The organism is Alkalihalobacillus sp. TS-13, from assembly GCF_019720915.1.
In the GTDB taxonomy this organism is placed as follows: domain Bacteria; phylum Bacillota; class Bacilli; order Bacillales; family Fictibacillaceae; genus Pseudalkalibacillus.
In genome coordinates, this window is record NZ_JAHKSI010000001.1 from 591,515 (window position 1) to 616,514 (window position 25,000).

24 protein-coding genes and 1 tRNA gene are annotated in these 25,000 nt (G+C 39.5%); 18 read left to right on the top strand and 7 right to left on the bottom strand.

The features are described from left to right. Positions 1–37 precede the first annotated feature (37 nt). Positions 38–1,105 carry a glycosyltransferase family 4 protein gene (locus KOL94_RS02930; protein ID WP_221563894.1) on the bottom strand — a complete coding sequence of 356 codons (1,068 nt, stop codon included), beginning with the start codon at positions 1,103–1,105 and terminating at the stop codon, positions 38–40. 64 nt (positions 1,106–1,169) lie between these two features. Between KOL94_RS02930 and KOL94_RS02935 the strand changes: the two genes are divergently transcribed. The 11 genes from KOL94_RS02935 (at position 1,170) to cysC (ending at position 12,632) form a co-directional block, all read left to right on the top strand. Then, a complete protein-coding gene (locus KOL94_RS02935; protein WP_221563895.1) occupies positions 1,170–2,084 on the top strand; it encodes a sulfotransferase domain-containing protein in 915 nt (304 codons plus the stop codon). Between the two features lie 116 nt (positions 2,085–2,200). Continuing rightward, positions 2,201–3,283, top strand: coding sequence for a non-hydrolyzing UDP-N-acetylglucosamine 2-epimerase (gene wecB, locus KOL94_RS02940; RefSeq protein ID WP_221563896.1), 1,083 nt, complete (start codon positions 2,201–2,203; stop codon positions 3,281–3,283). Positions 3,284–3,286: 3 nt separating this feature from the next. Beyond that, a complete protein-coding gene (locus tag KOL94_RS02945; RefSeq protein ID WP_221563897.1) occupies positions 3,287–4,273 on the top strand; it encodes a polysaccharide biosynthesis protein in 987 nt (328 codons plus the stop codon). Then, positions 4,270–5,103 carry a dTDP-4-dehydrorhamnose reductase family protein gene (locus KOL94_RS02950; RefSeq protein WP_221563898.1) on the top strand — a complete coding sequence of 278 codons (834 nt, stop codon included), beginning with the start codon at positions 4,270–4,272 and terminating at the stop codon, positions 5,101–5,103. Before KOL94_RS02945 ends, KOL94_RS02950 begins: the two co-directional genes overlap by 4 nt. Next, the gene (locus KOL94_RS02955; RefSeq protein ID WP_221563899.1) at positions 5,090–6,001 is read left to right on the top strand and encodes an NAD-dependent epimerase/dehydratase family protein; all 912 of its coding nucleotides are present in this window, start codon (positions 5,090–5,092) and stop codon (positions 5,999–6,001) included. Before KOL94_RS02950 ends, KOL94_RS02955 begins: the two co-directional genes overlap by 14 nt. 10 nt (positions 6,002–6,011) lie before the next feature. Next, positions 6,012–6,755, top strand: a complete 744-nt coding sequence (locus KOL94_RS02960; RefSeq protein WP_221563900.1) for a glycosyltransferase family 2 protein — start codon at positions 6,012–6,014, stop codon at positions 6,753–6,755. Between the two features lie 35 nt (positions 6,756–6,790). Next, positions 6,791–8,017, top strand: coding sequence for a glycosyltransferase family A protein (locus KOL94_RS02965; protein ID WP_221563901.1), 1,227 nt, complete (start codon positions 6,791–6,793; stop codon positions 8,015–8,017). A gap of 25 nt (positions 8,018–8,042) precedes the next feature. Then, the gene (locus KOL94_RS02970) at positions 8,043–9,080 is read left to right on the top strand and encodes a glycosyltransferase family 4 protein (protein ID WP_221563903.1); all 1,038 of its coding nucleotides are present in this window, start codon (positions 8,043–8,045) and stop codon (positions 9,078–9,080) included. A 5-nt stretch (positions 9,081–9,085) separates the two neighbouring features. Continuing rightward, on the top strand, positions 9,086–10,225 hold the full coding sequence (gene sat / locus KOL94_RS02975) for a sulfate adenylyltransferase (protein ID WP_221563905.1): 1,140 nt from the start codon (positions 9,086–9,088) through the stop codon (positions 10,223–10,225). Positions 10,226–10,230: 5 nt separating this feature from the next. Further along, positions 10,231–12,000, top strand: coding sequence for an SLC13 family permease (locus KOL94_RS02980; protein ID WP_221563907.1), 1,770 nt, complete (start codon positions 10,231–10,233; stop codon positions 11,998–12,000). Between the two features lie 14 nt (positions 12,001–12,014). Next, complete coding sequence (gene cysC / locus KOL94_RS02985) at positions 12,015–12,632, top strand: adenylyl-sulfate kinase (protein WP_221563909.1); 618 nt, start codon at positions 12,015–12,017, stop codon at positions 12,630–12,632. Positions 12,633–12,955: 323 nt separating this feature from the next. Here the strand turns inward: cysC and KOL94_RS02990 are convergent, their stop codons facing one another. Continuing rightward, the gene (locus tag KOL94_RS02990; protein WP_221563911.1) at positions 12,956–13,723 is read right to left on the bottom strand and encodes a hypothetical protein; all 768 of its coding nucleotides are present in this window, start codon (positions 13,721–13,723) and stop codon (positions 12,956–12,958) included. A gap of 108 nt (positions 13,724–13,831) precedes the next feature. Here KOL94_RS02990 and KOL94_RS02995 point away from each other — a divergent pair, with 108 nt between their 5' ends. Continuing rightward, positions 13,832–15,022: a BMQ_0737 family morphogenetic spore coat protein gene (locus KOL94_RS02995; RefSeq protein WP_221563913.1), complete on the top strand. Its 1,191-nt coding sequence runs from the start codon at positions 13,832–13,834 to the stop codon at positions 15,020–15,022. 550 nt (positions 15,023–15,572) lie between these two features. Here KOL94_RS02995 and KOL94_RS03000 read toward each other — a convergent pair. Then, entirely contained in the window at positions 15,573–16,859 is a 1,287-nt protein-coding gene (locus KOL94_RS03000) for a UDP-glucose dehydrogenase family protein (RefSeq protein ID WP_221563915.1), read from the bottom strand. A 358-nt stretch (positions 16,860–17,217) separates the two neighbouring features. On the opposite strand from KOL94_RS03000, the gene KOL94_RS03005 reads away from it, so the two are divergent. The 4 genes from KOL94_RS03005 (at position 17,218) to KOL94_RS03020 (ending at position 20,490) form a co-directional block, all read left to right on the top strand. Then, complete coding sequence (locus KOL94_RS03005) at positions 17,218–18,105, top strand: coiled-coil domain-containing protein (RefSeq protein WP_221563917.1); 888 nt, start codon at positions 17,218–17,220, stop codon at positions 18,103–18,105. 95 nt (positions 18,106–18,200) lie between these two features. Beyond that, positions 18,201–18,509, top strand: a complete 309-nt coding sequence (locus KOL94_RS03010; RefSeq protein ID WP_221563920.1) for a hypothetical protein — start codon at positions 18,201–18,203, stop codon at positions 18,507–18,509. Between the two features lie 271 nt (positions 18,510–18,780). Beyond that, on the top strand, positions 18,781–19,680 hold the full coding sequence (locus KOL94_RS03015; RefSeq protein WP_221563922.1) for an MBL fold metallo-hydrolase: 900 nt from the start codon (positions 18,781–18,783) through the stop codon (positions 19,678–19,680). 117 nt (positions 19,681–19,797) lie between these two features. Continuing rightward, positions 19,798–20,490 carry a DUF421 domain-containing protein gene (locus tag KOL94_RS03020; protein WP_221563924.1) on the top strand — a complete coding sequence of 231 codons (693 nt, stop codon included), beginning with the start codon at positions 19,798–19,800 and terminating at the stop codon, positions 20,488–20,490. A 33-nt stretch (positions 20,491–20,523) separates the two neighbouring features. On the opposite strand, the gene KOL94_RS03025 is transcribed toward KOL94_RS03020, so the two are convergent. The 3 genes from KOL94_RS03025 to KOL94_RS03035 all read right to left on the bottom strand — a co-directional run bounded on the left by KOL94_RS03025 (position 20,524) and on the right by KOL94_RS03035 (position 22,310). Beyond that, positions 20,524–20,949, bottom strand: a complete 426-nt coding sequence (locus tag KOL94_RS03025) for a GNAT family N-acetyltransferase (RefSeq protein WP_221563926.1) — start codon at positions 20,947–20,949, stop codon at positions 20,524–20,526. 5 nt (positions 20,950–20,954) lie between these two features. Next, positions 20,955–21,473 carry a YjcG family protein gene (locus KOL94_RS03030; protein WP_221563928.1) on the bottom strand — a complete coding sequence of 173 codons (519 nt, stop codon included), beginning with the start codon at positions 21,471–21,473 and terminating at the stop codon, positions 20,955–20,957. Between the two features lie 111 nt (positions 21,474–21,584). Beyond that, the gene (locus KOL94_RS03035; protein WP_221563930.1) at positions 21,585–22,310 is read right to left on the bottom strand and encodes an alpha/beta hydrolase; all 726 of its coding nucleotides are present in this window, start codon (positions 22,308–22,310) and stop codon (positions 21,585–21,587) included. A 205-nt stretch (positions 22,311–22,515) separates the two neighbouring features. On the opposite strand from KOL94_RS03035, the gene KOL94_RS03040 reads away from it, so the two are divergent. Beyond that, positions 22,516–23,070 carry a phosphatidylglycerophosphatase A family protein gene (locus KOL94_RS03040; RefSeq protein WP_221563932.1) on the top strand — a complete coding sequence of 185 codons (555 nt, stop codon included), beginning with the start codon at positions 22,516–22,518 and terminating at the stop codon, positions 23,068–23,070. Positions 23,071–23,288: 218 nt separating this feature from the next. Continuing rightward, positions 23,289–23,364, top strand: a tRNA-Val gene (locus KOL94_RS03045). A gap of 564 nt (positions 23,365–23,928) precedes the next feature. On the opposite strand, the gene KOL94_RS03050 is transcribed toward KOL94_RS03045, so the two are convergent. Continuing rightward, the gene (locus tag KOL94_RS03050) at positions 23,929–24,942 is read right to left on the bottom strand and encodes a glycosyltransferase family 2 protein (RefSeq protein WP_221563934.1); all 1,014 of its coding nucleotides are present in this window, start codon (positions 24,940–24,942) and stop codon (positions 23,929–23,931) included. Positions 24,943–25,000: the final 58 nt, after the last annotated feature.

A 25,000-nucleotide genomic window follows, 5' to 3' on the forward strand; every position in this document is an offset into this window, starting at 1 on the left:
GGTCAGCTCCTTTTTCTAATGTTGCACCAAGTACAGTTCATTTTCTTAGGCTGTTGTACATCTTCATAAACTCAGTCGCGTACTTATTCAGTGAAAACCTACTCTTTATATTCACACGTGCATTTCTTATCAGTTTGACCCTAAGTGTTTCATTCGTAAGCAACTGCTCTGCTTTATTGACTGCGTCAGCGAGTTGACCATTTTTCATATATATCCCTGTCTTGGCATCCTGCACGATGCTCTTCACTCCGTCAGAATCGGTTGTCAATACCGGACATCCGCAACTCATCGCTTCTACGAGTGTGTATCCAAATCCCTCTACTTTGGAAGTGGAACATACTATTCCACCAGAATCCGCAATTTTAGAATAATAGTCTGCCATCACATCATTCCTGATATTTTTGAATATAGTCAGGTGATTCTTCAGGTTAGGGTCTTCTATCCTCTTCAAAAAGAGTTGATATTGTGATCTTTCATATAATGTGTCATCAATGAACATCCAGAGTTTGATCATATGCTTTTTTTGAATCAGTCTTCTCCCAATTTCAAGATAGGTCTGCCAATTTTTATTTTTTTCGATTCTTCCAACCCATCCTATTATCGGTAATGGGGACTTTTGAAAGGATTTATGTGTAAACGCATTGCTATCAAAGCAATTATGGAAGGAAAAGCGTGGCAACTTTGGCAGATAAGTCTGTGCGAGCTTGACCAGATGGTGTGTTTTTGGGAGCAGAATCGCATCAGCATAGCGGTTTATATGTCTGCCATTTTGAACAAAAAAGCGTTGTGCTGTCCTATGGTTGCCAAGTCCCTGCACTTCAAAGATCAAAATACCTTCGAATCCACTCCTTTTGATTGGTTCAAGCATTTTGTCATCCGAACATACGACGATCAAGTCATATTTTTCCCGTTTGATAAGATTTGAAATTTCGACCGGGTTATTCATTACAAATGTACGGATCCCTTCAAGATTCTGATGTCCTGTTCCTTGCATTTTGTATAAGAAGTGACATTCAACTCCAGCTTGAGTAAGGGCTGCATTTCTATGGCGATTCAACGTTTCGACACCTCCGCTGGAGATGTAATAGATGAACAAAACTTTCATGTATTTAATCCTCTTTCTGACAATTTTAAGAATTATTAGTTAGTATACGCTTCATCAAAGAGAATTGTTTGTACATATGAATATGATGATTGGGGCTAAAAAAGTTCAAAAGATGAGGAAAGTTGTCCAATCATCAGTCCAGGATTATTCATATGATGTAAAGGACTTTACTTCATCACCAGAAAGAGAGGAGATTCATTTGAAAGCACATGATAATCAAGGTTTGCCGCCCTTTTTGTTGAATTCGATTCCAAAAAGCGGCACCCATTTATTAAAACAATTGCTTCTTGGCATTCCGGGCATGAAACATGATCCGAACAAAGGGATGTTCGGGCATATGCATTACCAGACGGAAGCCAAGCTTGATGCGATGGACAACCTTACAAACCACGAATTCGTGAATGGGCATCTTTACTATACTTCAGAATGGGAGACATTTTTCAATAAAAGGAACATGAAACAGATTTTTGTTTATCGTGATCCCAGAGATGTTGTCGTTTCTTATGCCTATTTCATTCCCACGCTGAAAATCCACCCCCTATATGATACTTTCACACAAGAAAATTTCACCCATCGAGATCGAATTAAATTCCTGATACAAGGTGGACATCCAACAGAAAAGAAATGGGGTTATCAACATGATGTGGCTGAATGGTTCAAAAGCTTTTCTGCATGGATGTCGAAACCGGAAGTTTTTTCAGTACGATTCGAAGACTTGACTTCATCGGATAAAAGCAGAATTCAAGCTGTCCATAGAATTGTGAAATTCTTGTGGGGTGAAAATCCTGTCCCCTCTACAAGACCTTTAATAGTTTGGAAAATGATTCAAAACATCAATCCTCAAACTTCGCCTACTTTCCGTAAGGGTAAAATCGGCGGCTGGAGAAATGAGTTTGATGATGAACTAAAAGCTTTATTCAAACAAAAGGCTGGTCAATTACTGGTGGACCTCGATTATGAAAAAGATGAGAACTGGTAAAACGGTAGATTAAGCCTAATTTCATTTTTTTCGACTTATATAGGGGCATGTCTATGCTCGTCTTTTCATCGTGTCATAGGTTATTAAGTAAGAAAGCAGAAGGAAAGGAGTTTTGTATGAAAGTCGTGACAATCCTGGGAACCAGACCAGAAATCATACGCCTCAGTTTGATATTGAAGAAACTTGACCAGTGGGCAGAAAAGCACATATTGGTCCATACGGGTCAAAACTTCGTCTACAATCTGAGTGATATCTTTTTTAAAGAATTAGAATTACGAATGCCAGATTATATTTTACAGTCGCAGCAACAGTCATTAGGGAATCAATTAGCATCCATGTTCGGCAAGATTGAAGAAATATTATTGAAAGAAAAGCCTGACAAGGTACTCGTTTTGGGTGATACGAATAGTGCTTTAAGTGCCATCCTTTCAGAACGGATGGACATTCCCGTCGTTCATATGGAAGCAGGAAACCGCTGTTTTGACTTATCTGTTCCAGAAGAGAAGAACAGGAAAGTGATCGATTCCATTTCTACGTATAATCTTCCATATACACCTAACAGCCGCGATAATCTGATCAAGGAAGGTGTTCCCTCTAACAGAATCCTGTTATTCGGAAATCCAATTTACGAGGTGCTTGAGCATTATCGAGAGAATATCGACAACAGTATGATCATGGCCAAATTAGGTCTCGAACCGAAGGGTTATTTCCTTGTGACAACACATCGTGCTGAAAATGTAGACAATGACGAGCATCTCATAGAAATCTTCGAAGGTATCAATTTGATTGCTGAAACCTTCGACAAGCCGATCATCTGCAGCATCCATCCTCGCACAAAATCCAAGCTTGAAAAACAATCAAATTTGACCCACCATCCGAACATCCGATTTTTCGATCCTTTTGGCTTCTTTGATTTTGTCTCTCTTGAGAAAAATGCTTTCTGTGTATTGACTGATAGTGGGACGGTGCAAGAGGAATGTTGTATTTTCCAAGTTCCGACCGTAACGATCCGAAACAGTACAGAACGTCCTGAAACGGTTGATTGCGGGAGTAATGTCATTTCAGGCTTAAATCGAAAAAGAATTCTAGATGCTGTTACGATCATGGTAAACCATAAATCCAACTGGAAATGTCCTGTTGGTTATCTTGAGAAACAAGTTTCACAAAAAGTAGTTCAATTCATATTAGGAGGTCGTTAACTATTGCGAAACAAAACGATATTGATTACAGGAGGAACGGGCTCATGGGGGCATGAACTTGTCAAACAACTGCTAGAAAAAGATCCGAAAGAAATCCGGATATTTTCACGTAATGAAGCAAGTCAAGTCCACATGCAGCATGAATTCGAATATAATCCCAAACTGACTTTCATAATCGGTGATATCCGAGAGTATCAAGGATTGGCAAAAGCATCAGAAGGTGTGGATTATATTTATCACCTGGCAGCGCTAAAACATGTACCGATTTGTGAACATCAGCCATATGAAGCGCTTAAAACGAATGTGTTAGGTACACAACATGTCATTGAAGCAGCTATCCAAAATAAAGTTGAAAAAGTCATCTATATTTCAACAGATAAAGCAGCGAACCCCTCCAATTTCTACGGCATGACAAAAGCGATTGGCGAAAAGCTGATCATTTATGCGAATGTCCTCAGTCCATCCACAAAGTTCGTCTGTGTCAGAGGCGGGAACGTTCTAGGTACGAACGGCAGTGTTATCCATGTTTTCAAACGTCAAATCCAACAGAAGGGTGAAATTGGCATTACCGACAAAAGGATGACCCGATTTTTCCTCACCTTACAAGATGCAATCAAACTATTATTCAAAGCAACAGATGAAAGCAGGGGTGGAGAGATCTTTGTAATGAAGATGCCAACATGCAAAATCATGGATCTGGCGGAGGTGTTGATTGATGCTTCAGGGAAAGAAGGGGTTACGATTAAAGAGTCTGGTATTCGCCCAGGGGAGAAATTGCATGAAATTTTACTCTCTGAATATGAGAGCAATACGACTGTTTACTTTGATGAAGAATATTTCGTCATCCTGCCTACTATCGAAATCAAAGATCTTAAAGAGCATTACCAGCATTTCAAAAAGATCGATCTTCACAGTTATAGTTCCCATGAAATGTTGATGTCTAAAGATGAAATCAAGGAAATGCTGCAAAAAGGTGGATTTTTGTCATGAACGTGCTCGTTTTAGGCGGTCATGGGATGGCAGGGCATATGATCGTCAACTATTTTAAGAGTTTGGCAGAGTATGAGATTACTTTCACTCATCGCAGCCCGGCAGAACAAGAGGGAATCTATCTTGACGTAAGTAAGGAAGAAAACCTCAGAACTATACTCCGGAAGGTGAAACCTGATGTTGTCATCAATTGTGTCGGTATCTTGAATCAAAGTGCCGCTGAGTATCCGATTGATGCCATTAAGGTTAACAGCCTCTTGCCGCACATTCTGAAAAGTGAGCTTTCAACGATTGGTGGAAAGCTGATCCATATCAGTACGGATTGTGTGTTTGATGGTGCAAGAGGTAATTATTCAGAATCAGCGCAACCAGATGGTACAAGTATGTATGCAAAGACAAAAGCACTGGGAGAGGTAACAGAAAGTCCGCACTTGACGATCAGAACATCCATCATCGGTCCGGAGTTGAAGGATGGAATCGGATTATTCAACTGGTTCATGAAACAAGAAGGAGAGGTGAATGGTTACACAAACGTTCTCTGGAATGGTGTAACCACATTAGAATTAGCGAAAACAATTCATACATTCATCCAACAAGATATCAAGGGTCTTTACCACCTTACAGCTCCAGAAACCCTCTCCAAACATGCACTACTCCTCAAGTTCCAAAAAATCTTCAATAAAACAGATATCGTCATCCATTCCTTTGAAGATGCTGTATGTGATCGCACCTTATTGAATACACGGAAGGAAATTGATTACAGACTTCCACATTATGATGAAATGCTTTTGGAGTTGCGAGATTGGATGAAAGTGAATGCGTATCGATGAGAAACGTATTCTCATAACTGGTGCTTCTGGTTTTACAGGGATACATGCAGTAAATTCTGCAGCCCGAATGGGGATGCAAGTGACTTGTATCAGCAGGAAACCAATCCCGCATCCCTTTTCTAAAAATATTTCCTGTGATCTGACTAAATACAGTGAAATTGATAAAACCGTAAAGGAAATCAAACCCGATTATGTGTTGCATCTGGCTGGATTCAATAATGCTAACCGCTCCTGGGAATCACCACTTCAATGTATGGAAAGTAACGTTTTAGGAACCCTCAATCTGTTAGAGTCGATTCGTAATCATGTACCGGCCTCCCGAACATTGATTGTAGGTTCTGCACTTCAATATTCCCTCTGTCAAAATGAAAGACCCCCACACCCTTATAGTCTCAGCAAAACGTTCCAGGTCTTATTATCGAAAGAGTGGAAAACCCTATTTTCTATGGATATAGCACTGGCAAAGCCGACCAACCTGATTGGACCTGGAAATTCAGCAGGGATTTGTGCGAAGGTTGCCCAAAAAATCGTCGCTGCAGAACAACAGGAAGAAGCAGTCCATGTTCACCTTCACAATAGCAAAGCACAATGTGATTTCGTCGATGTCCGGGATACAGTTGATGCCTATATGTTGATTTTAACATCGAAATGCAAAATCGATCAGTTTGATATCGGATCGGGTCATAGCAGGACCCTGGAAGAATTAATGAGTCACTTCGCAAAAGCAACGCCACAACGGCTGCAGTTTACAAAAGATCATTCAATCGAGTCTCCACCTATCAAGATCGAAATAGAAACAATTCGTTCATTAGGATGGAGGCCGAAATACACACTTCAAAATTCTTTAGAGGACACGATCGCCTTCTATAAATCAAAAAACAATAATTGTAGGAAATGAGGGAAGTTAGTTGGAAAATTCACACCCGTTAATCAGTGTGGTTATACCTTTCTATAACTGTGCTTATGTTGATCAGGCTATACAAAGTGCCCTTCGGCAGACCTATCGGAATTTTGAAATCATTGTCGTTGACGACGGTTCCTCGGAACATAAAACATTACTCAACCCCTATTTAAACCAGATCCGTTATATTTCCAAAGAAAATGGCGGGACAGCTACTGCCCTGAATACTGGTATACAGTCTGCAAGGGGAGAACTGATTGCATGGTTGAGCTCGGATGATATTTTCCTTCCCGAAAAACTGTACAAGCAAGTAACGTTAATGCGAACGACTGGAGCCGATATGGTATATTCCAACTTCAACCTGATCGATGAAACCAGTCAAGTTTACAAAAAGGATGTTGGATTGATCATTGACCACAGAATCGATTTCTTGAAACAACTTCAAAAGAGCTGTCCTGTGAATGGGAGTACTGTCCTTTTAAAAAAAGAACTTTTTACAACGGTTGGCTGGTTCGATGAAACATTGAATTACACACAGGATTACGATATGTGGATCAGGATGGCAGCAAAATTTAAAATGAACGTCTTGAATGAATCTTTATTGAATTACCGTATCCATGACAAAATGGGATCGAAAAAATATGTAAAGGGGCAATGGGAAGAAATTCGTATGATCCAACAAAAGTACAAAGGGATGTTAGCGCGATTAATCCATTGTGAAGAAAATGGAAATAACGGAGATTGTGAGTGATAGGAAATGAATTGGAAATATTCTGGAGTGAGCCTATGCCCATAAATACAACTGAACGGAAAGATCGTGACATTGAAATCAGCATCATCATTCCCACCTACAATAAATTTCCGCAAAATCTTTTGACTTTGTATTCCATTGAAAATCAACATTTCGACCTTTCCAAAATCGAAGTAATCATGATTGATGATTGTTCCACTGATAAAACGAAAACACTCGTAAATCGGAATTTTCCTTTTCGATTCATACTGTTGCGGAATATGAAAAATAGAGGAAGGCCAGCATCTCGCAATAGGGGAATCAAATCTGCCAGTGGAAAGGTTCTTCTTTTCTTGGATGCAGAAATCCTTGTCCCGCCTGATTTTCTTAAAATCCATTACGACTATCATCAGCAACATCCCCAACTTGTTCTGACAGGGATTATGTGTATAAGGAAATTATATTCTGTCCTTTATCCGGATTTTTCACAAGATCAACTTATGGAATGCAAACAGGTTGCAGGAAAGTTATCGGAATTCAAAATGAAATTCACTCGTTTCGAAAAGAACCCTGCTGTCATATGCTTGATTGATAAAATGCATATTTCAAGCGGAATGTATACGTCATTATCTGTTCAAAGTCCTTACGAACGGTTTTATAGAAGGACGATCATCGCTAATTATGGGTACGACCTTAAAGGATACCGGCTACCCTGGCAATTGTTTGGAACTGGCCATGTATCTGTATCTCGAAAAGCAATCGATCAAGTCGGAATGTTTGCAGAATATCCAGGGTACGGATGGGACGATTTGGAGATGGGATACCGGCTATATAGAAATGGAGCGGTATACTTAAGTGACAAGAATCTGATCAGTTATCATCAGGAGCATCCTGTTTCAAATACGATACAGGATGAGTCGAAACGAAATTATTATAAATTCCAAGAAACGTACAGGGAGATCGATCAGATGATCATTAGCCTTACCTTTCTGCCTAAGCCCTTCAATTTGCATGAAGTCAACCAAATCCTGATCAATTACCAAAATTTATGCAAACAATATCCAGATCGATTTCATCTAGTCAAACGTACTTTTCAAAACATGCTAGTCCAAATCGGACTGTTGGTGAGGGATAATCGACCAGTGTCCAACCTTATTCAGCCAACATTGGGCAAAAAGGAATATTCTGCATTAGTGAATGAAAAAAATGAGTTGAAGAAATTGGAGAAGTATCGAACCTTCATGCGATGTTTTAATCGATTATGGCATTTAAAGAAAACCTAGACTACACAGGAGAGGAGGATCATTTATGAAAATAACGTTTATCGCTCTTACCCTCTGTAAAGGAGGGGCACAAAGAATGTTAGTGGAACTTGCTAACGGTCTATCAGGAAAAGGGCATGATGTTTCTGTGGTAATGCCGCAAAACGCGCAAATTGAATACCCGCTCCATGTCAACGTAATAAGATCGAAAGGTGCCCAGCTGGTGTTAGAAGATATCCCTGTCAGCGACGTAATCGTTTCAAATTTTTATACGATGACAGCACTTTGTGAAGAGGCTAGCCGAGCGGGGAAAGGGATCCACGTTCGAATCAGCCTGTGTTATGAACCGGTCTTCCTGCCTGATCATGAAGCTTCCTTCAAAAGCTATCATACGAGTAAAAACCTGGTTGTCCTCTCTGAGTGGCAGCAACAGATCATCCAATTGAATCATGGGATAAGAGGAGAAATCGTTCCCGTTGGTATCAGCAGCACGTTCAGGAATTTAGGTTTGAGGAGACCCCGTGCTAAACGGCTTCAAGTCAGTGGAATCCTGAGGATTCAAGAAGAAGGGTACTCATGGCATAGGGAGCAAGAGTATCTATTGCAAACGTTCACCGCACTGAAACAGAAATATCCCCGGGTTTTGTTCAATATCATTTCTCCACCAAATGAAATCAAGGCTTCTCCTACACTTCAGAGATATCATGCCAACAGAAAATTCAATTCAATCACTCCAGTCAATGACTACCAGTTGAACGATATTTTGAACAAAACAGATATATTTGTAAGTTCTTCCACTTATGACACAGCATCTTTACCTGGTCTCGAAGCGATGAAGTGCGGTGCGGCTCTTGCAACGGTCTATTCAGGTGGAAATATGGATTATTGCAGGAACGGTGAGAATTGTTTATTGTCCTACCGGCATGAAAACAGGCTCATCGAACATGTTTCTACACTCATTGACAATCAGGTACTCAGGCAAAATCTAGCTGAAGAAGGTGAAAAAGAAGCAGCAAAATGGACTTGGATGAGAAGCATAAACAAATTTGAAATCGCGATCAAAAAATTCATGAAAAGGAGGTAATGGAGATGGCAAGTGTTCCCCACGGCGGGAAGTTGATTAATAGAGTTGAAAAATTGCAAGGAAACTTGATACGAGACTTAAAGAGAATCCAGATCACAGAGGCTGAACTGACTGATTTGGAGTGTATTTCGACTGGCGTATACAGTCCATTAAAGGGTTTCATGCTAAAAGAAGATTATGAATCTGTTTTAACTGATATGCGCTTGAAAACGGGAGAGATTTGGACGATACCGATCACGCTTTCAATCTCAAACAACATTATCGCTGAATTAAAGGGAGAAAAGAAGCTAGCACTTGAGTATGACGGTGAAGTTTACGGCTTCATAGAGGTCCAAGAAATGTATCAAGTTGATTTGAAACGGGAAGCTGAACTTGTATACGGGACTACAGATCACGATCATCCGGGTGTCGCAAATCTTTTTGAACGCCCGTCGAATTATATCGGTGGTCCAGTAACGATGATCAAGAGGATACCCGCTGATTTCCCAGCCTTTTCGTTTACACCTGAAGCGTCAAGGGCTTTGTTCAAGCAAAAAGGCTGGAAGACGATTGTTGGGTTTCAAACCCGGAATCCCATCCATAGAGCCCATGAGTATCTTCAAAAAACTGCATTAGAGCATGTGGATGGCTTGTTTCTGCACCCACTTGTTGGGAAAACGAAATCAGACGATATACCAGCGGAAATTCGGATGAAGTGCTATGAAGTTTTATTATCCAACTACTACCCGAAAGAACGTTACATCCTGGGTGTATTCTCTAGTTCCATGCGATACGCTGGGCCAAGGGAAGCTATTTTTCACGCTATTGTACGCAAGAATTTCGGCTGTACCCATTTCATCGTAGGAAGAGACCATGCTGGTGTAGGCGATTATTATGGGACTTATGATGCGCAACGTTTGTTCGATCAATTCGATGAGAACGAGTTAGGAATAACACCAATCCGCTTAGAACACAGTTTTTATTGTGTGAAGTGTAAGCAGATGACATCGCTTAAAACATGCCCCCATTCAAAGCAAGACCACATTCATCTATCCGGAACGAAAGTAAGGAAAATGTTGAAAGAAGGTACGACCCCACCTGAATATTTCAGTAGAAAAGAAGTAGTAGAAATCTTGGTTGAGTATTATAAGAAGCTAAAGGACTGACAGGATTGATCATTGGGGATATTTGGATCACTTTCATTGTTATTGGCATCATGTTTCTATTCCTATTGACCAATTGGTATAGTACCGAAATTATTGTCCTTAGCGCAGTATTGATTTTGATGTGGAGCGGGGTCATAACCCTTTCTGAGGCATTTGCAGGATTTATCAATGAAGGCGTGCTGACGATCGCTTCCTTATTCATCATCATGAATACAATTCAGAAACATCCTTCCTTTTCAAAAATAACTACGATTGTATTTGGAGGTAAACAGACACTGAGAAGAGGTATGTCACGTATGATGGTCGTGACAGGTGGAATGTCAAGTTTCATGAACAATACACCACTCGTTGTACTTTTTACACCGATAGTAAAGAAGTGGGCTGAAAGAAATTCAATCTACCCATCAAAATTATTGATCCCGCTTTCCTATGCCGCAATCATTGGTGGGATGTGTACACTTATAGGAACTTCTACGAATCTTGTCATCCATACATTATTACAAAAGGAAGGATATGCCGGCTTTTCATTATTTGAATTAGCTTATGTAGGGATCCCCTTTTTTATAGTTGCACTCCTTTACATGTTGTTTATTGGTTATAAATTACTCCCGGAAAATAATACAGATTATATGACAAAAATCAAAAGTCCACAGTACATCGTCGAAGTAAAGGTGACTGACCAGTTCAATGGCGTTGGTAAAACGCTTCAAGACGCTGGATTACGACATCTGAGTAAATGTTATGTAATGGCGATCTTGAGGCAAGGAGAGTGGTTGTTTCCTATTTCTCCGAGACAGAAAGTGAATCTAGGCGATCGGTTATTATTTGTGGGGGATGCGACTTGTTCGACAGAAATTGAACAAATGTCTGGCCTTACAATTGAACATTCCAGATACGATTTTTCAGATCGTCATGAGGATTTTAAATTGGTAGAAGCGACAATTCCACACCACTCTTCCTATATTTCGTCAAAGATAAGTGATATAAAATTCCGTACTAGACATGGTGGAGTGGTTGTGGCTGTATACCGGAGCGGAAAAAGAATCAATGAAAAAATCGGTTCGATTCGCCTGAAAGCAGGGGATATGTTGATTATCCTCGCACCAAGAGACTCCCGTGAACCGGATCGGAATTCGAAAAACCTTCTAATCATGGACTTTAACACGAATAATAAGGAAGTAAATTTGCGTGACTGGATCCCTGTTTGGGTATTCGGATTGATGGTCACGACAGTCACTTTAGGATTTGTGCCGATTACCCATGCAGCGATTACAACCGCCATCCTTCTTGTTCTTTTAAGAGTGACTACTTTCGATGAATCGATGGGTTCGATCAAATGGGATATTCTTTTTGTCATTGGAGGAGCATTTGGGATCGCCACTGCGATGACAAATTCAGGTGCAGCTGATTATCTAGTCAGCTTTGTCTTTTCACACGTGGATCGGATGACTCCGTTTATTCTGTTGATCGTCGTCTATGTGATTACGAATTTATTGACTGAAATCATTACAAATAACGCTGCAGCAGTGATCATGTTCCCGATTGTCCTATCCTTTGTGAATGAATTGGCTTTAAATCCAGAGCCTTATGCTATTGTCCTTGCCATAGCGGCTTCCGCAAGCTTTTCAACGCCGATTGGTTATCAGACAAATTTACTTGTTTATAGTTCTGGTCAATATCGTTTCAATGATTTTATCAAAGTAGGAGTTCCGTTAAATATCATCGGTTTATTCACGACGATGCTCATCGTCCCGGTTATATGGCCATTAAGTTAAGGAGGTGCATATCCATGACTTCAAATTTATTTTGGCATCATCAGGATGTACCTAAGAAGGCAAGGCAATTATTGCATGGTCATAAAAGTTTCATTATTTGGTTCACCGGATTATCAGGCTCTGGTAAGTCTACGATTGCGAATCGATTGGATCGTGCGTTATATCGACATACTATCTCAACTTATATACTTGACGGCGATAATATAAGGATGGGGTTAAATAAAGACCTCAGTTTCAAACAAGAGGATCGGGAAGAAAATATACGGCGAGTCGGTGAGGTTGCTCGGTTGTTTGTAGATGCCGGTATCGTCGTTCTAGCTACCTTCGTGTCCCCATTTCGAAAAGATAGGGAATTTGTTAGGAAGTTAGTCAACAAGGATGAATTCATCGAGGTGTACGTGAAATGTAATTTGGACACTTTGAAAGCACGTGATCCAAAAGGCCTTTACGAAAAAGCGCTGAATGGTGAAATCGAGAATTTCACAGGGATTTCTGATCCGTATGAACATCCTGAAAATCCAGAGATCATAGTAGATACCACAATGATGACACCTAATGTTTGTGTAAAGCAGATCATGAACTATTTGTATAATAATGGATATCTGAAGAAATCAAATGGCTTTGTTAAATAATACTGTTGATTTCTGACCAAATTTCGCAAAAATCAACAATAATGTAACCATATAAAAGTAAAAAACCAACATTCCCTTTGAAAAGGTGTTGGTTTTTAAAAGCGGATCATCGGTTTGGTTTCCAAGTAACTTTACCGCATGTACTGCAACCTGATTTTTTCGTTTTTGTAAACATATTTGAATTTTTTTCTCTTAATCTCTTCTTTTTAATATGATGATATAATTCGATGACATCTTTTTTATTCAAGTCGCTCACCTCGGTGTTCAGATAATGTATTTTATTCGTACAAGACGGGAAGGTGTTTTATTTTTTGAAAAATGGTTTAATGACGTCGTTTTTCTTTTTGCTTGAATGGATTGATTGTAGAGGGAGGGGCTGATGGTTTTTCTTTAAAAGGATTGATTTGTGATGATGTACTCTTCTTCATATTTTTAAACGGGTCGATCGGTTTCTCATTTCCATAACCATGTGGATGTCCAGTTGAGGGCATATCGGGCCAATAATGTCTGAGTTGATAAGATGATAAGAACGGATTGATTGGGACTAAGATCTCTCTAAGGAGTTTTTCATACATCTTTTGCTCCACATTTAATAGCGTATCTGTAGATTCTCGATGGCACGCTTGTAAAATCAAATAAGTTAACCATTCAGTAATATCAATCCCACTCGAAGGGTTCCAGTACACCTTCACTTCATCAGAACATATATCCGGTTCAAATCGTTTATAGACTATATCTGGTACGGAGGTGAATGATTTCGTTGCAGGTTCGAATTCATAAACCTTATTTTGAGATTCTAGTTTCATACTTAGTTCCGGATGGAATTCTTGGAAAATCATCAATGTTAGATCTGCATGACAAGGGTGGGTCGTTATACAAATTTGAGTATGTTCTAATGAACGGCTTAACCGATTCAGTTCTTTTCTGTTTAAACCTATTATACGGATTGTCGTGTCTGCTAATCTACCAGACAAATCCCTCCTATCCCCATCCCAGTCCAATCCCCAGAACACAGCTGTTTGCTTCAGGACCTGAAGAGTTTCTAAAGAGAGCTTACATATTTCTTTTCTATCAAATGAAACGCTGTACACAGCATTCTCCTCCTTTAAAAATAGGCATTAATCTTTGTGTCATTGACCGTCATAATCCCATAGTATGTATTGAATCTTCAGTTCATGATGAAGAAAGGAAGGGAAACTATGAGTAAGAAAAAACACGACATACCTAAAGCTGCCAACAGCTTACAGGATGAGTGTATTCGCGTACAGAAAGTGTACGACTGGGTTACCGATGCACTTACCGTCAAAAAGACGGTTTTGTTCACAAAAGAACAGCTCCAAGATATAGAAGAAGCGATGGATGACCCAAGTCGCCGCCCTTTGCGTCTTGTCTGTGAACCGCCGAAAGCACATCCTTTATTCCCTCTTAACAGTAGTGGAAATGAAGATCACGACCAAGATCAGGACCACGACTTAGGATTCATTTGCGAACAAGTGGGGGAAACACGTGATGTTACGATTTCTACCAATGGCGGTTTCATTGATGCGCAACTAGTTGAGCTGTTAATTAGTACAGATGTTAAAGTACTTGTTGTGGATAGACATGGCTGTGTAGTTACAAAAGCCCTCGTCAATGCATCAGTTTTTGAATCTTTTGTGCTTTGCTTCCCAGAAGGAACAGATCTATTCTGTAAAGTATCGAAGATTTTCTGTCGCATTCCAACCGGTACCGTACTTCTTAACACACCTGCACCAGACCGGTTTAATTTAGAGATTACATTCTGTCTTGATATCCAAGTTGAAGCAGAAGTAAAACTCGAAGTAATGGCTAAATTCTGTTCACCAAGGGATAATGACCTTGTAGCAGAAGAAGATGTCATCGATGACCGATGTCCAAAAGTTCACTTTCCACCTCAATGTCCGGGAATCTTCCCGAGACCGAACTGCGATTGTCATGCAGAAGGAGAAGCGAGTGGAGAGACCGGTTCTGAGGCTACAGATGAAGGGCGCCTATCAGTTTTGGTGAATATCTGCCCAGATTGCAGTTTAGTCGATAGTGAATTAAGGGCCAGTTTCCGGGATACAGATAACGGAGATGGGTCACAGAGCTTCGACTTCGTAGCGAAAACATTCGATCAAGAAACGTTATGTTGTGAAGAGACGAAAGACGGCCTGAAACTGATCATCAGCGGGTCAGGTAAAGTTGATGGAAAAACGGTCGATTATAATTTCGCTGTAGTCGATAGTGATACAGCTACACTGTTCCAGCTTCAATTAATTAATCATAAGGGTAAAACAATCTTTGATTCAGATGTTGTGTGTTCTGATGAAGGTGACATCGAGGTAGAGGATTGTGTAACATTCGACGACATCAAAATGAAGCGAATTTAACAAATTAGAAAAGAGCGATGAGTGAGATTTCTCGCTCTTTTTGTTTTCCACAAAACTAATGAAAAGATAGGTTAGATATGGTTTGTTATGTTTTTGCAAATCATAATACCAGGGTAAAATAAATATACTCCCTTTTCCGCGGGCGAACCGCAAGCATCCCAACTTGCAAAGGATCTCAACACAAAAATGAAATCATTTTTGTGTCTGAATGAGAATTCTTAGAAGCTTTTCGTATGCTGACTTCGACGTTCACCACAAGACCACGGAGTTTATATTCATCCTAGTTTTGCGCCGAGTAACAGTAAGCGCAGGACGTGGTGGTATTTAGTCGAAGGTCATTATTATACTCGAAGATCCTAATATTGTAGGTAGGGGGTTCTAGCCTAGCCACTTTTCCCACTGTAGTCTCTTAGAAAAATAGATAAATGACAAAATGGGGCATCCATGATGGATTGCCCCATTTTTACTTTTGTGATTTGTACTCCTCTACAGTTGACTGGTACAATTTTTATCGTGATCTTCCATTAAAGTATTACGACAGTTCTCCACTTCAACCTATTCCAGGTGCCACATAGTTTAATCCTGCTGATCTTACATCGGAAGGGTTCAAACAATTCCTAGCATCCATAATGATTGAACCATTCATCTCAGCTTTTACTTTCGTCCAATCCGCCTCGATGAAATCCATCCAATCTGTTGCTATGATCAGGATATCTGCATCCTTAATAGACTCATATTGATCCTTCGATGTACGTACAATTTTCGACTTATTGACCGCAGCCGGGTCATATGCTGTTAATATTGCTCCTTTTTCATTCAATCTTTTTATCAAACGGTAGGAAGGGGAATCACGAGTATCATCCGTATTTGATTTGAAAGCGAGTCCCCAGACCGTAATTTTCCTATGATTCAGATCACCTGCTTCTTTTTCTAGAAAGTCGATATACATATCAACTTGCGAATTATTTACCCGTTCGACCGAATACAGCAGGGATGGAACGACTCCTTTAACTGTAGCAGCGTGGCTCAGCGATTGGATATCCTTAGGTAAACAGTATCCTCCATACCCTAAACCAGCTTTTAAAAAATGGGGACCGATTCTTGGATCACATCCGATTGCCTCTGCTACAACGGAGATATCACCTTTGTACGCTTCACAAATTCTCTGAAGTTCATTGATGAATGAAATTTTTGTAGCGAGAAATGCATTCGATGCATATTTGATAAGTTCAGCAGTGACTGGTGAAGTGAAAAAATATTCCGAAGGAAGGTAGGCATACATTTTCCGGATAAATTCAAGCTCCAGCGGATTTCTCCCTCCGACAACTACCTTATCAGGGTTCAGCAGATCATAGAGAGCGGTTCCTTCACGTAAAAATTCAGGATTCGATATTACAGTGAAACGGTCTTTCCTTTTTCCGGATTCTATAAGACGGGTCTGAATGTACTCGTTTGTTCCAGGAGGGACTGTACTTTTGATGATAATCGTCTTCTTCTCATCGTCCTGAGTGGACAAAGTTATATTTTCTATGACTTGATCGATATATGTGAGATCGGTTTTTCCTGTTGCACTTGCTGGTGTTCCGACTGCGACAAGGATCACTGCATTACGTTGCAAATGCTTATGAATATCAGTAGAAAATTCAAGCGTTCCTTTCTGAAGCTGTTTTTGGAGCATGGATTCCAATCCGTCTTCATGGATTATACATACCCCGTTATTCAAGGCGTCGACTTTCTGAGAATCAATATCTACACATGTAACATCATGCCCAAAATGGGAGAGAACTGTTCCTGTTGTCAATCCTACATAGCCACATCCTATTACACATATGTTCAATTCATATCACCCCGTGCTTTACTACAATCACTTTATATTGTATTGGCTTAAATCACTTTAGGTGATTGGGGAGGGGTGGAAATCTGGATAAGACAAGCCTCATTTCAGTTTTGATTTACACTTCATGCATTTTGATCGAATATGCTATTATATCAATCTTGTGGAGGAGTAGGCAGAGGGATCCCTTTATTACATTTAAAGAAAGTATAAACTACTTTCTTCAATATAAGTTCAACTAAAGCTCAGCCATCGTCTCTGGCTTCGCTTTGCCAAGTTTTCTTTTATTTTGATGTTCTTGTAAAGTCTACACTTTGATGAACATAAGATATATGTAAATGCCCTGTCAGGAGGGAGTCTAATGAATTCACAGAAAGAACTGAGCTATGACCGATTAGCTTCCAGAACGAAATTTTACCAGGAAAAATCATTAGAATTGGAAAAGAAACTTCTGTTTGCTGAGGACAAAATAGACCAGCTTGAACAACAATTGAAAGAGGCTTTGGAGAATGATGAGTTGGAACGGAATCTGGAATTGAAAGAAAATGAAGTCGATCAATTACAAAAAGAGATCAGTACATTAAAGCAGCAATTATCTGAATCCAATCTCCAATCAATGGAAAAGAAAATGAAAGGATTCGAGGACTTATTAGAAACAATTGAAAAAGAAATAAATGAAAAAGAAAAACAGATTGAAAGCTACAAATCAAAAATTAAGAGTCTCGAAAAAAGGGTGAAGGTACAAAAATATACACCAGAAGATATCGGTACGGGAGCAGAAGAAATAAAACAAGCAGAATATCAGCTTTCCGCTTTTTTCAATTATAGTGTGATTTGCAAAAGTGAAGATTCCTTTGTCATCCATGGGAGTTTCCATATGACGAATACAGGTGTAAAACCTTTGGAAAACCCTTTGTTATGTTTCAGATTTCAGCCAGCTGATTATACGAATTTGAAAGGGAAAATCAGTTCATTAGAACAAAGCAACATCAACTCTGAATCGAAAGAAACGATCCAATGGGTTTATTTAGATAACGATTGGGCTAAAGAAGCAAGATCCAGAGGTGAAATATGGGTAGCTTCAATGTATGATTTGCAAATCCCAGTCAATCATACAATTTCCCTATCAGACTTTCAGATTCCTATCCAAAAACAGTTTGAAGACAGTGTCATAGTAGAAGCCTTCGTCTATTTCCAAAATGAAGACTATAGAGCAAGGGCAAAGAACCAAATTTCCATAAATTTCTGATTCCCTACCCATAAAAACATCATCACCTGCGAATATTTTGAAAATTATAAATTCAGATGTTACTTCTCGGCCATCAAGGTTTATTGATTCAATGATTGGGTATTGTAATAAAATATAATGTACTTTTAATAACTGTAGAAAAAAGTAAAGCAGGTGATAAGATGGGGTATGTACCACCATATGTAGCAGATCAGAAACTGATTTACGGTAGTCGTACAAAGTCTTCTTATGCCACAACCAAAATCCAGTTACAGCCTGTTGAAAGGATTCCCTTCAAAAATGTAACGGATAAAAACCAGGACTTTGCAAGTCAATACAAGCGAATCAGTAATTCACATGAACCCTTTCAAAAAATTTTATCTGATTTAACAGGAAAAGGACAAAATATAAACGAAGTAATATAGGAAATGAGCTGGCTCACATAGAGTCACCACTCATTTCCTATTTTTAATGCTCTGCTAAAATTCAGGTTGTTATTTATAGTAAACTCTTTAAGTGAAATTCGCGACACTCCTGCGGGAACAGCGAGCCAAGCGAGACCCCGCAGCGAGGAATGAGGAGGAGGCTTGCGGATCGCCCGCGGAAAGGGAGGCCTAAACCAATGCTTTAAATAACAAAACCAGTAGATTGAAATTGGTGATTGCTAAGTTTCTAAATAGATTGGTGTGATGGACGATGGATTTAATTCAAATTAACCACAAATGCTACTATTTTCAAGGACCAGTCAATGTCGGCTATATCAATCAAGGGGATTTCGGTGTTTTGATTGATACCGGCATCGATAAACAAGTGATGAAACACATCATCAGGAAATTAGATGAAAAATCATTGCCGCTTACACATTTGTTCATTACACACGCGCATGCGGATCATTATGGAGGTGCGAAATTTCTCCAAACCCAAAAGACCATATTGACCTATGCTCCACAGATTGAAGAAGCAATCCTGCGGAATCCTGTGTTTGAACCGATGTATCTCTTGCAAGGGAACCGTCCGCTAGACGAGATGCGTAACAAGTTTCTGGAAGCCCCACCGATTGAAATCGATCATATCGTATCAGAAGGATTATTGCTTTTCGGATCGATTAAAGTTGAGTTGGTTGCGCTGCCTGGACATAGCATCAATCAACTTGGTGTAAAAGTCGGAAATATCCTATATGCAGCAGATGGATACTTTGGTTCCGAGCAGCTAACTAAACATAAGATTCCATTCATCATTGATGCGGATGCGACATTGGCAACGATTGAAAAACTCTTATCAATGAGCGGTGTTGGAATGGTTCCTGGTCATGGTACTTATGAGGAAAACCCTGCTAAAACCCTTATCGAAAACTATGACCATCATGTCTCCATCGTCACGACCATGTATGAAACACTTCATCAGTTCAAGGATGGATGTAACTTTGAAACCTTCATGAAAGAAATGTGTAGAAATTGGGAGGTCACCTTACCTTCCTTATCCGTCTGGTCGCTGTATCGAACGGCTCTTTATGCATATCTGATCAAAGGGATTGAAGATAAACGAATATCTTATATCATTAAGGATTACTCTCCCTGTTTCATACTGAATGATTAATCGTTAAATCTCTCATCCGAATATAAGACTAAGCATTCGAGATCAAAATCAATCGAATGCTTTTTTCCATTTTAGCTCATACTAAAAGGACATTGTATTTAGGGGGAGAATGTGGATATGCATCCTATTTCAATAACAGTTGAACTAGTGGTAGGTTTTCTTGCATTATTCATTATGACAAAAATATTAGGGAAAGTTTCTCTCGCCCAGATAACGATTTTCGATTTCATTTCTGCAGTCGTACTTGGCGAACTTGTTGGAAATGCAATTTATGATGATGAGGTAAAACTCGGGTCGATTCTTTATGCTGTAATGTTATGGGGAGCCTTGATTTTCATCATGGAATTTTTTACACAGAAGTTCCGTGGTACGAGGAAACTGCTTGAAGGAAAACCGACCATCGTCATCCGTGATGGCCAGTGTGATAAAAAGGAAATGAAGAAAAACAAACTCGATATGAACCAACTGCAAAACCTGTTACGGCAAAAAGATGTATTTTCTGTTAGAGAAGTAGCTTTTGCCATCATCGAAACGGACGGCTCTGTCAGCGTCCTTAAAAAACCAGAATATGCAAATCCTACGATCGCAGATATGCAATTGCCTCAAAAGCCTGTTTTTCTTCCAGTCACACTAATCAATGATGGAAAAGTAGATTGGGAAAATCTGAAAAAAGCTGGATTTGATGAAACATGGCTGAATAAGACGCTCCGTAAACACCACATTGATCATATTGAAGATATCTTTTATATGGAATGGAAACAGGATGAGGGCGTTCATATCAATAAAATGCCACCAAAGGAAGATCAATAATAACCATTTGAAAAACGACCTCTGGAGGTCGTTTTATATTTCTTTTTTCATCGCTACATGCGGAATTCCGGCATCCATAAAGATATCAGAATAAGTGTGATACCCTAGTGATTTGTAGAAATTTTCCGCGTGAGTCTGAGCATAGAGGACGAACTTTCTACAGTTCTTATCGGCAGCAGTCCGTTCTAATCCCTGCATCAGCTGTTTCCCAGCGCCTGTACCTCTGTACTCCTTCAAGACACAAACTCGTTCCACCTTACCATAATCCTCTACAAACCTTAACCGTGCAGCACCGATCGTCTTATGATCATCATTATAGAGGACAAAGTGAATGGACTCGGACTCAAACTCGTCTATTTCTTCTTCCTCAGTCACTTTCTGCTCAAGAATGAATACTTTTTTTCGTACAGAAAAAGCATCCTCCATTTGTTGGTCATTCTTCACAACTTCCACTTTCAATTTGATCAGCGGACCTTTCCTAGATGGAAGGTTTCATAGACAGTCCAGGAACCGTTTTCGAGTTGATAGAGCAATTGAAAGCGATCAACCTCTTCAGTATGATCGATATCCATCATTTTAAGCGATTCCAGAACATCATGATGCTCTTCGTCTGAAAGCTTTTGAGCGAGTGTGATATGTGGAACGAAGTTATAAGGTCGTTCACTATATAATTCTTCTTGATGCAATTGTTCATGCAGCTTCCTTAACTTCTCCTGTTCTTTTACTTTAAAATAGATGACATTATTGACAGGATGAAATGATCCTACTTTATATACATGTAAAGTGAAAGGTTGGATATTATCAGAGATTTCATGGATTTGTAGAGCTAATTCTTTCAATTCATTTTCGTCCTCGACTTGGAAAGGTTCTTTTAATGTCAAATGAGGAGCGATCAATGCATAGTGTGGATCATAACGCTTACGATATGAATTTACCAGATCTTGTAGTTTTTTCGATGGGAAAATCGCAATGCCGTATTTCATAATTACCCTCCTCTTACTAGATAACAATCATGTTGTTTGTCGAACTTAATCTATTATAGCAAATTTTCTTACTATTTCATACTAATACAAAGTCTCATTTTTCCGGTGGTATTAGTCTGAAAACATGAATTTCAACGCTTTTGGAATGTCAGGTTGCCAAAACTTCCAACTATGCCCGCCTTCAAATTCTTCATAATGGTAGTCAAATGACATTTCTGAAAACAACTGATTCAATTCTCGGTTCGGTTCGATGAAATTTTTCACCTGCCCATTAGTCGTTTCGACATCCGTTTCTTGCTTTCCTGCCACATGATAAACGGAGAGAAGGGAAGGGTCTTTCATTTCTGAAACATCTTTTAGGACTACGTCATCAACATATGGTGACTGCAAAATGACTTTACCAAATGTCCTCGGATAAGCTGCTGCTGTTTGTAAAGAAACAGTTGCCCCGAGAGAATCACCGATCAACACTCTAGCACTTGCGAGTTCAAGAGTTGAATACTCAGCTTCGACAAATGGAACAAGTTCATTCACAAGAAAACGGACATATTGAGATTGCTGTTCACCTGAAGGATGATATTTCTTCCTGCGGTCTTGTACGTCCTTATATGGAATTCCAACGATGATAAATTCATCGATTTCACCATCACCAAATAATTCTTCAGAAGTGCGTGCCAGCCTGCCTAATCTAAAGTAGTCATCTCCATCCTGTGCAATCAACACCTGGTATCTTAACAACGGGGTATAGGAAGGAGGAAGATAGACAAGCAATTTTATTTCTTCATCTAAAAATTCACTTTTGATGAATCTATCTTCTGTCGTTCCTTTTTGTTTCATATCCAATCATCCTCCATATACGTTAAGCACATTTTTAACATTTAAAGAAAGTATAAATACTTTCTTCAATATAAGGGCAACTAAGGCTAAGCCTGCGCTAAGGCTTGGCTTAGCCAAGTTTTCTTTATCTGAGATACATTCTATCATAAATGATATAATGAAGATAAGTGTATGAAAAGGAAGTCATAGAGAGAGGAGACCGACTATGAAAAAACGAATTCACAGTAACGAAGTGAAAGCTGCAACAATGAACCTTTTAAAGGAACGAGGGGTCAGTATGATGGATGTTGCAGAGATCGTTTATGATATGCAGAGTCCATATGCTCCTGGTTTGAAAATGGATGATTGCATTGAAAGCGTTGAAGCTGTACTTGAGAAAAGAGAAATGCAACATGCCCTGTTAGTCGGAATTGAATTAGATAAACTAGCCGAACAAAACAAATTATCTGAGCCGCTCCAGTCGATTGTCGAAACGGACGAGGGGTTATTTGGTATCGATGAAACCATTGCGATGGGAGCGGTCTTCGGGTATGGAAGTATCGCGATTACGACGTTCGGTCATCTGGATAAGCAAAAGGTTGGTATCATTGAAAAGTTGGATACGAAACGTGGGAAGGGTGTCCATACCTTCTTAGATGATCTGGTCGCAAGTTTAGCTGCTAATGCTTCCAGCCGTTTAGCCCACCGAATAAGAGACCGTGAAGAAAATCTGAAAGAAGATGAAATCCGTAAGAGAGACGAAGAAGAGAGAATCGGTTGATAAATGGAGGTTGGCCAAAGCCTTAACTCAGGTCAACCTTTCCTTCACATTTAAAGAAAGTATAAATACTTTCTTCAATATAAGGGCAACTAAGGCTCAGCCTGCGCTAAGGCTTGACTTTGCCAAGTTTTCTTTAAAACATTTAAAAAAGTTATTGACAAAACAATTGATTATACGTATAGTAATACTTGTCCGTTAAAAAAGTTCCAACACAAAATGATCCGTTAGCTCAGTTGGGAGAGCGCCACCTTGACAGGGTGGAGGTCACTGGTTCGAGCCCAGTACGGGTCACCATACATACGATAACCAAACCATGAAGCACAGAAATGTGTTACATGGTTTTTTAATATCAGTACTTAAATAGTGTTATTGATTCAAGAAAAATTACCTTAAGTGAAATTCGCGACACTCTAGCGGGAAAAGCGAGCCAAGCGTGACCCCACTGCGAATTAAGGATGTTCGACTAACAGCCACCACATCCTGTGGTGAACGTTAGTCGAAACCAAGCTTCAAAGTATTCTCATCGCAGACACGAAAATGATTTCATTTTTGTGTTGAGATCCTGTGCAAGTGAGCGAGGAGGCTTGCGGAAGTAGGTAAATGCAGAAAGTGATGTCTAGCTCAGCGACCAGTCACTTAGATCACTTCAAACTTCCTGCGGCGGTCGACACATTGATTGACACCCTTTGAGTGAGCCCACGCAGAACCAAGTCTTTGTTTGGTTCGAGCCTCCTCGTCCGTTTTCCAGTGACCTTCGTGACAAATCGGATCGCTTCCGCTTTTCGTTTGCCCGCGGAAAGGGAATGAATTTTTCAAAGATCAACAATTAATAAATATAAAGCCAAAATCATTAAACACTCATCCCCAGTAGCCAGCCCAAATTTTGAAAAGATTCTTGTTAATTTCCATTCCTTTATCCTCAAGAGCTTGAATCGTGTTATTGAATTGAAGTCCTTCCAATACGATCACCCCATCGATTTTATTTTCATGAAAAAGACGATAGATTTTTTCGCTGGTATCAGAAGCAGTCGTTTTTATATAGCTGTAAACCTTCAAATTACTGAGCAAAGATACTTCCTTGAATTCGTTGCAAGCTTGGGAACTACCCAGAACAATGAAATGTGGATTACGTTCTGAATCTCGCACTTCCTTTACAGTCTTTTTAATATATTTTGAAGCAACGACCCAATCTTCATTATAGGGTTGTTTTTTCTTGCTTATGGAATCAGCATGTATTCTGTATTGATAAAGTTTCTTGTTGATTTTGTGGATCGGACCTACTTCAAACATCCTCATCCACAAATCGTAATCATAGCAAATTTTATAAGAGGAATCATAACCGCCCACTTCCTCAAAGACTTTCTTTGAAAAAAGGACGGATCCATGACATAAAGGGTTGATGTAGAATCTGTAAGCTTTCATATGATCACTTGAAACGAGAAAATTACCGAATTCTTCAGTACGTAATCGTTTAGACGGAATTTCCTCATTACCGCTCATGCATTTTCTTAGTGTCCCGAGTGCTGCTAGATGAGGATGTTCTTGTACATAAGCTGCTTGTTCTTCCAGTCGGGTGGGCATGCTTAAGTCATCTGCATCTTGGATGGCGATCCAATCTCCCGAAGCATTTTTGATCGCAATGTTTAAAGCATTCGCAGCACCTCTATTTTCAGGAATATGGGTGATCCGGACTCTGGAATCTTGTATTCCTTTCAAAATCTCAGCGGTATTATCGAGAGAACCATCATTGACGATGATGAATTCAAAGTCCTTATATGATTGATTTAAAATGCTTTCTATCGCTTCTTGTAAATAACGTTCTCCATTGTATACAGCCATTACGACAGAAAAGAGCATATCAAGTCTCCTCACTCATTTTTGTAGTATGTATATTACTTCATTTACTGTATATGTCACTACAGGGGATGAA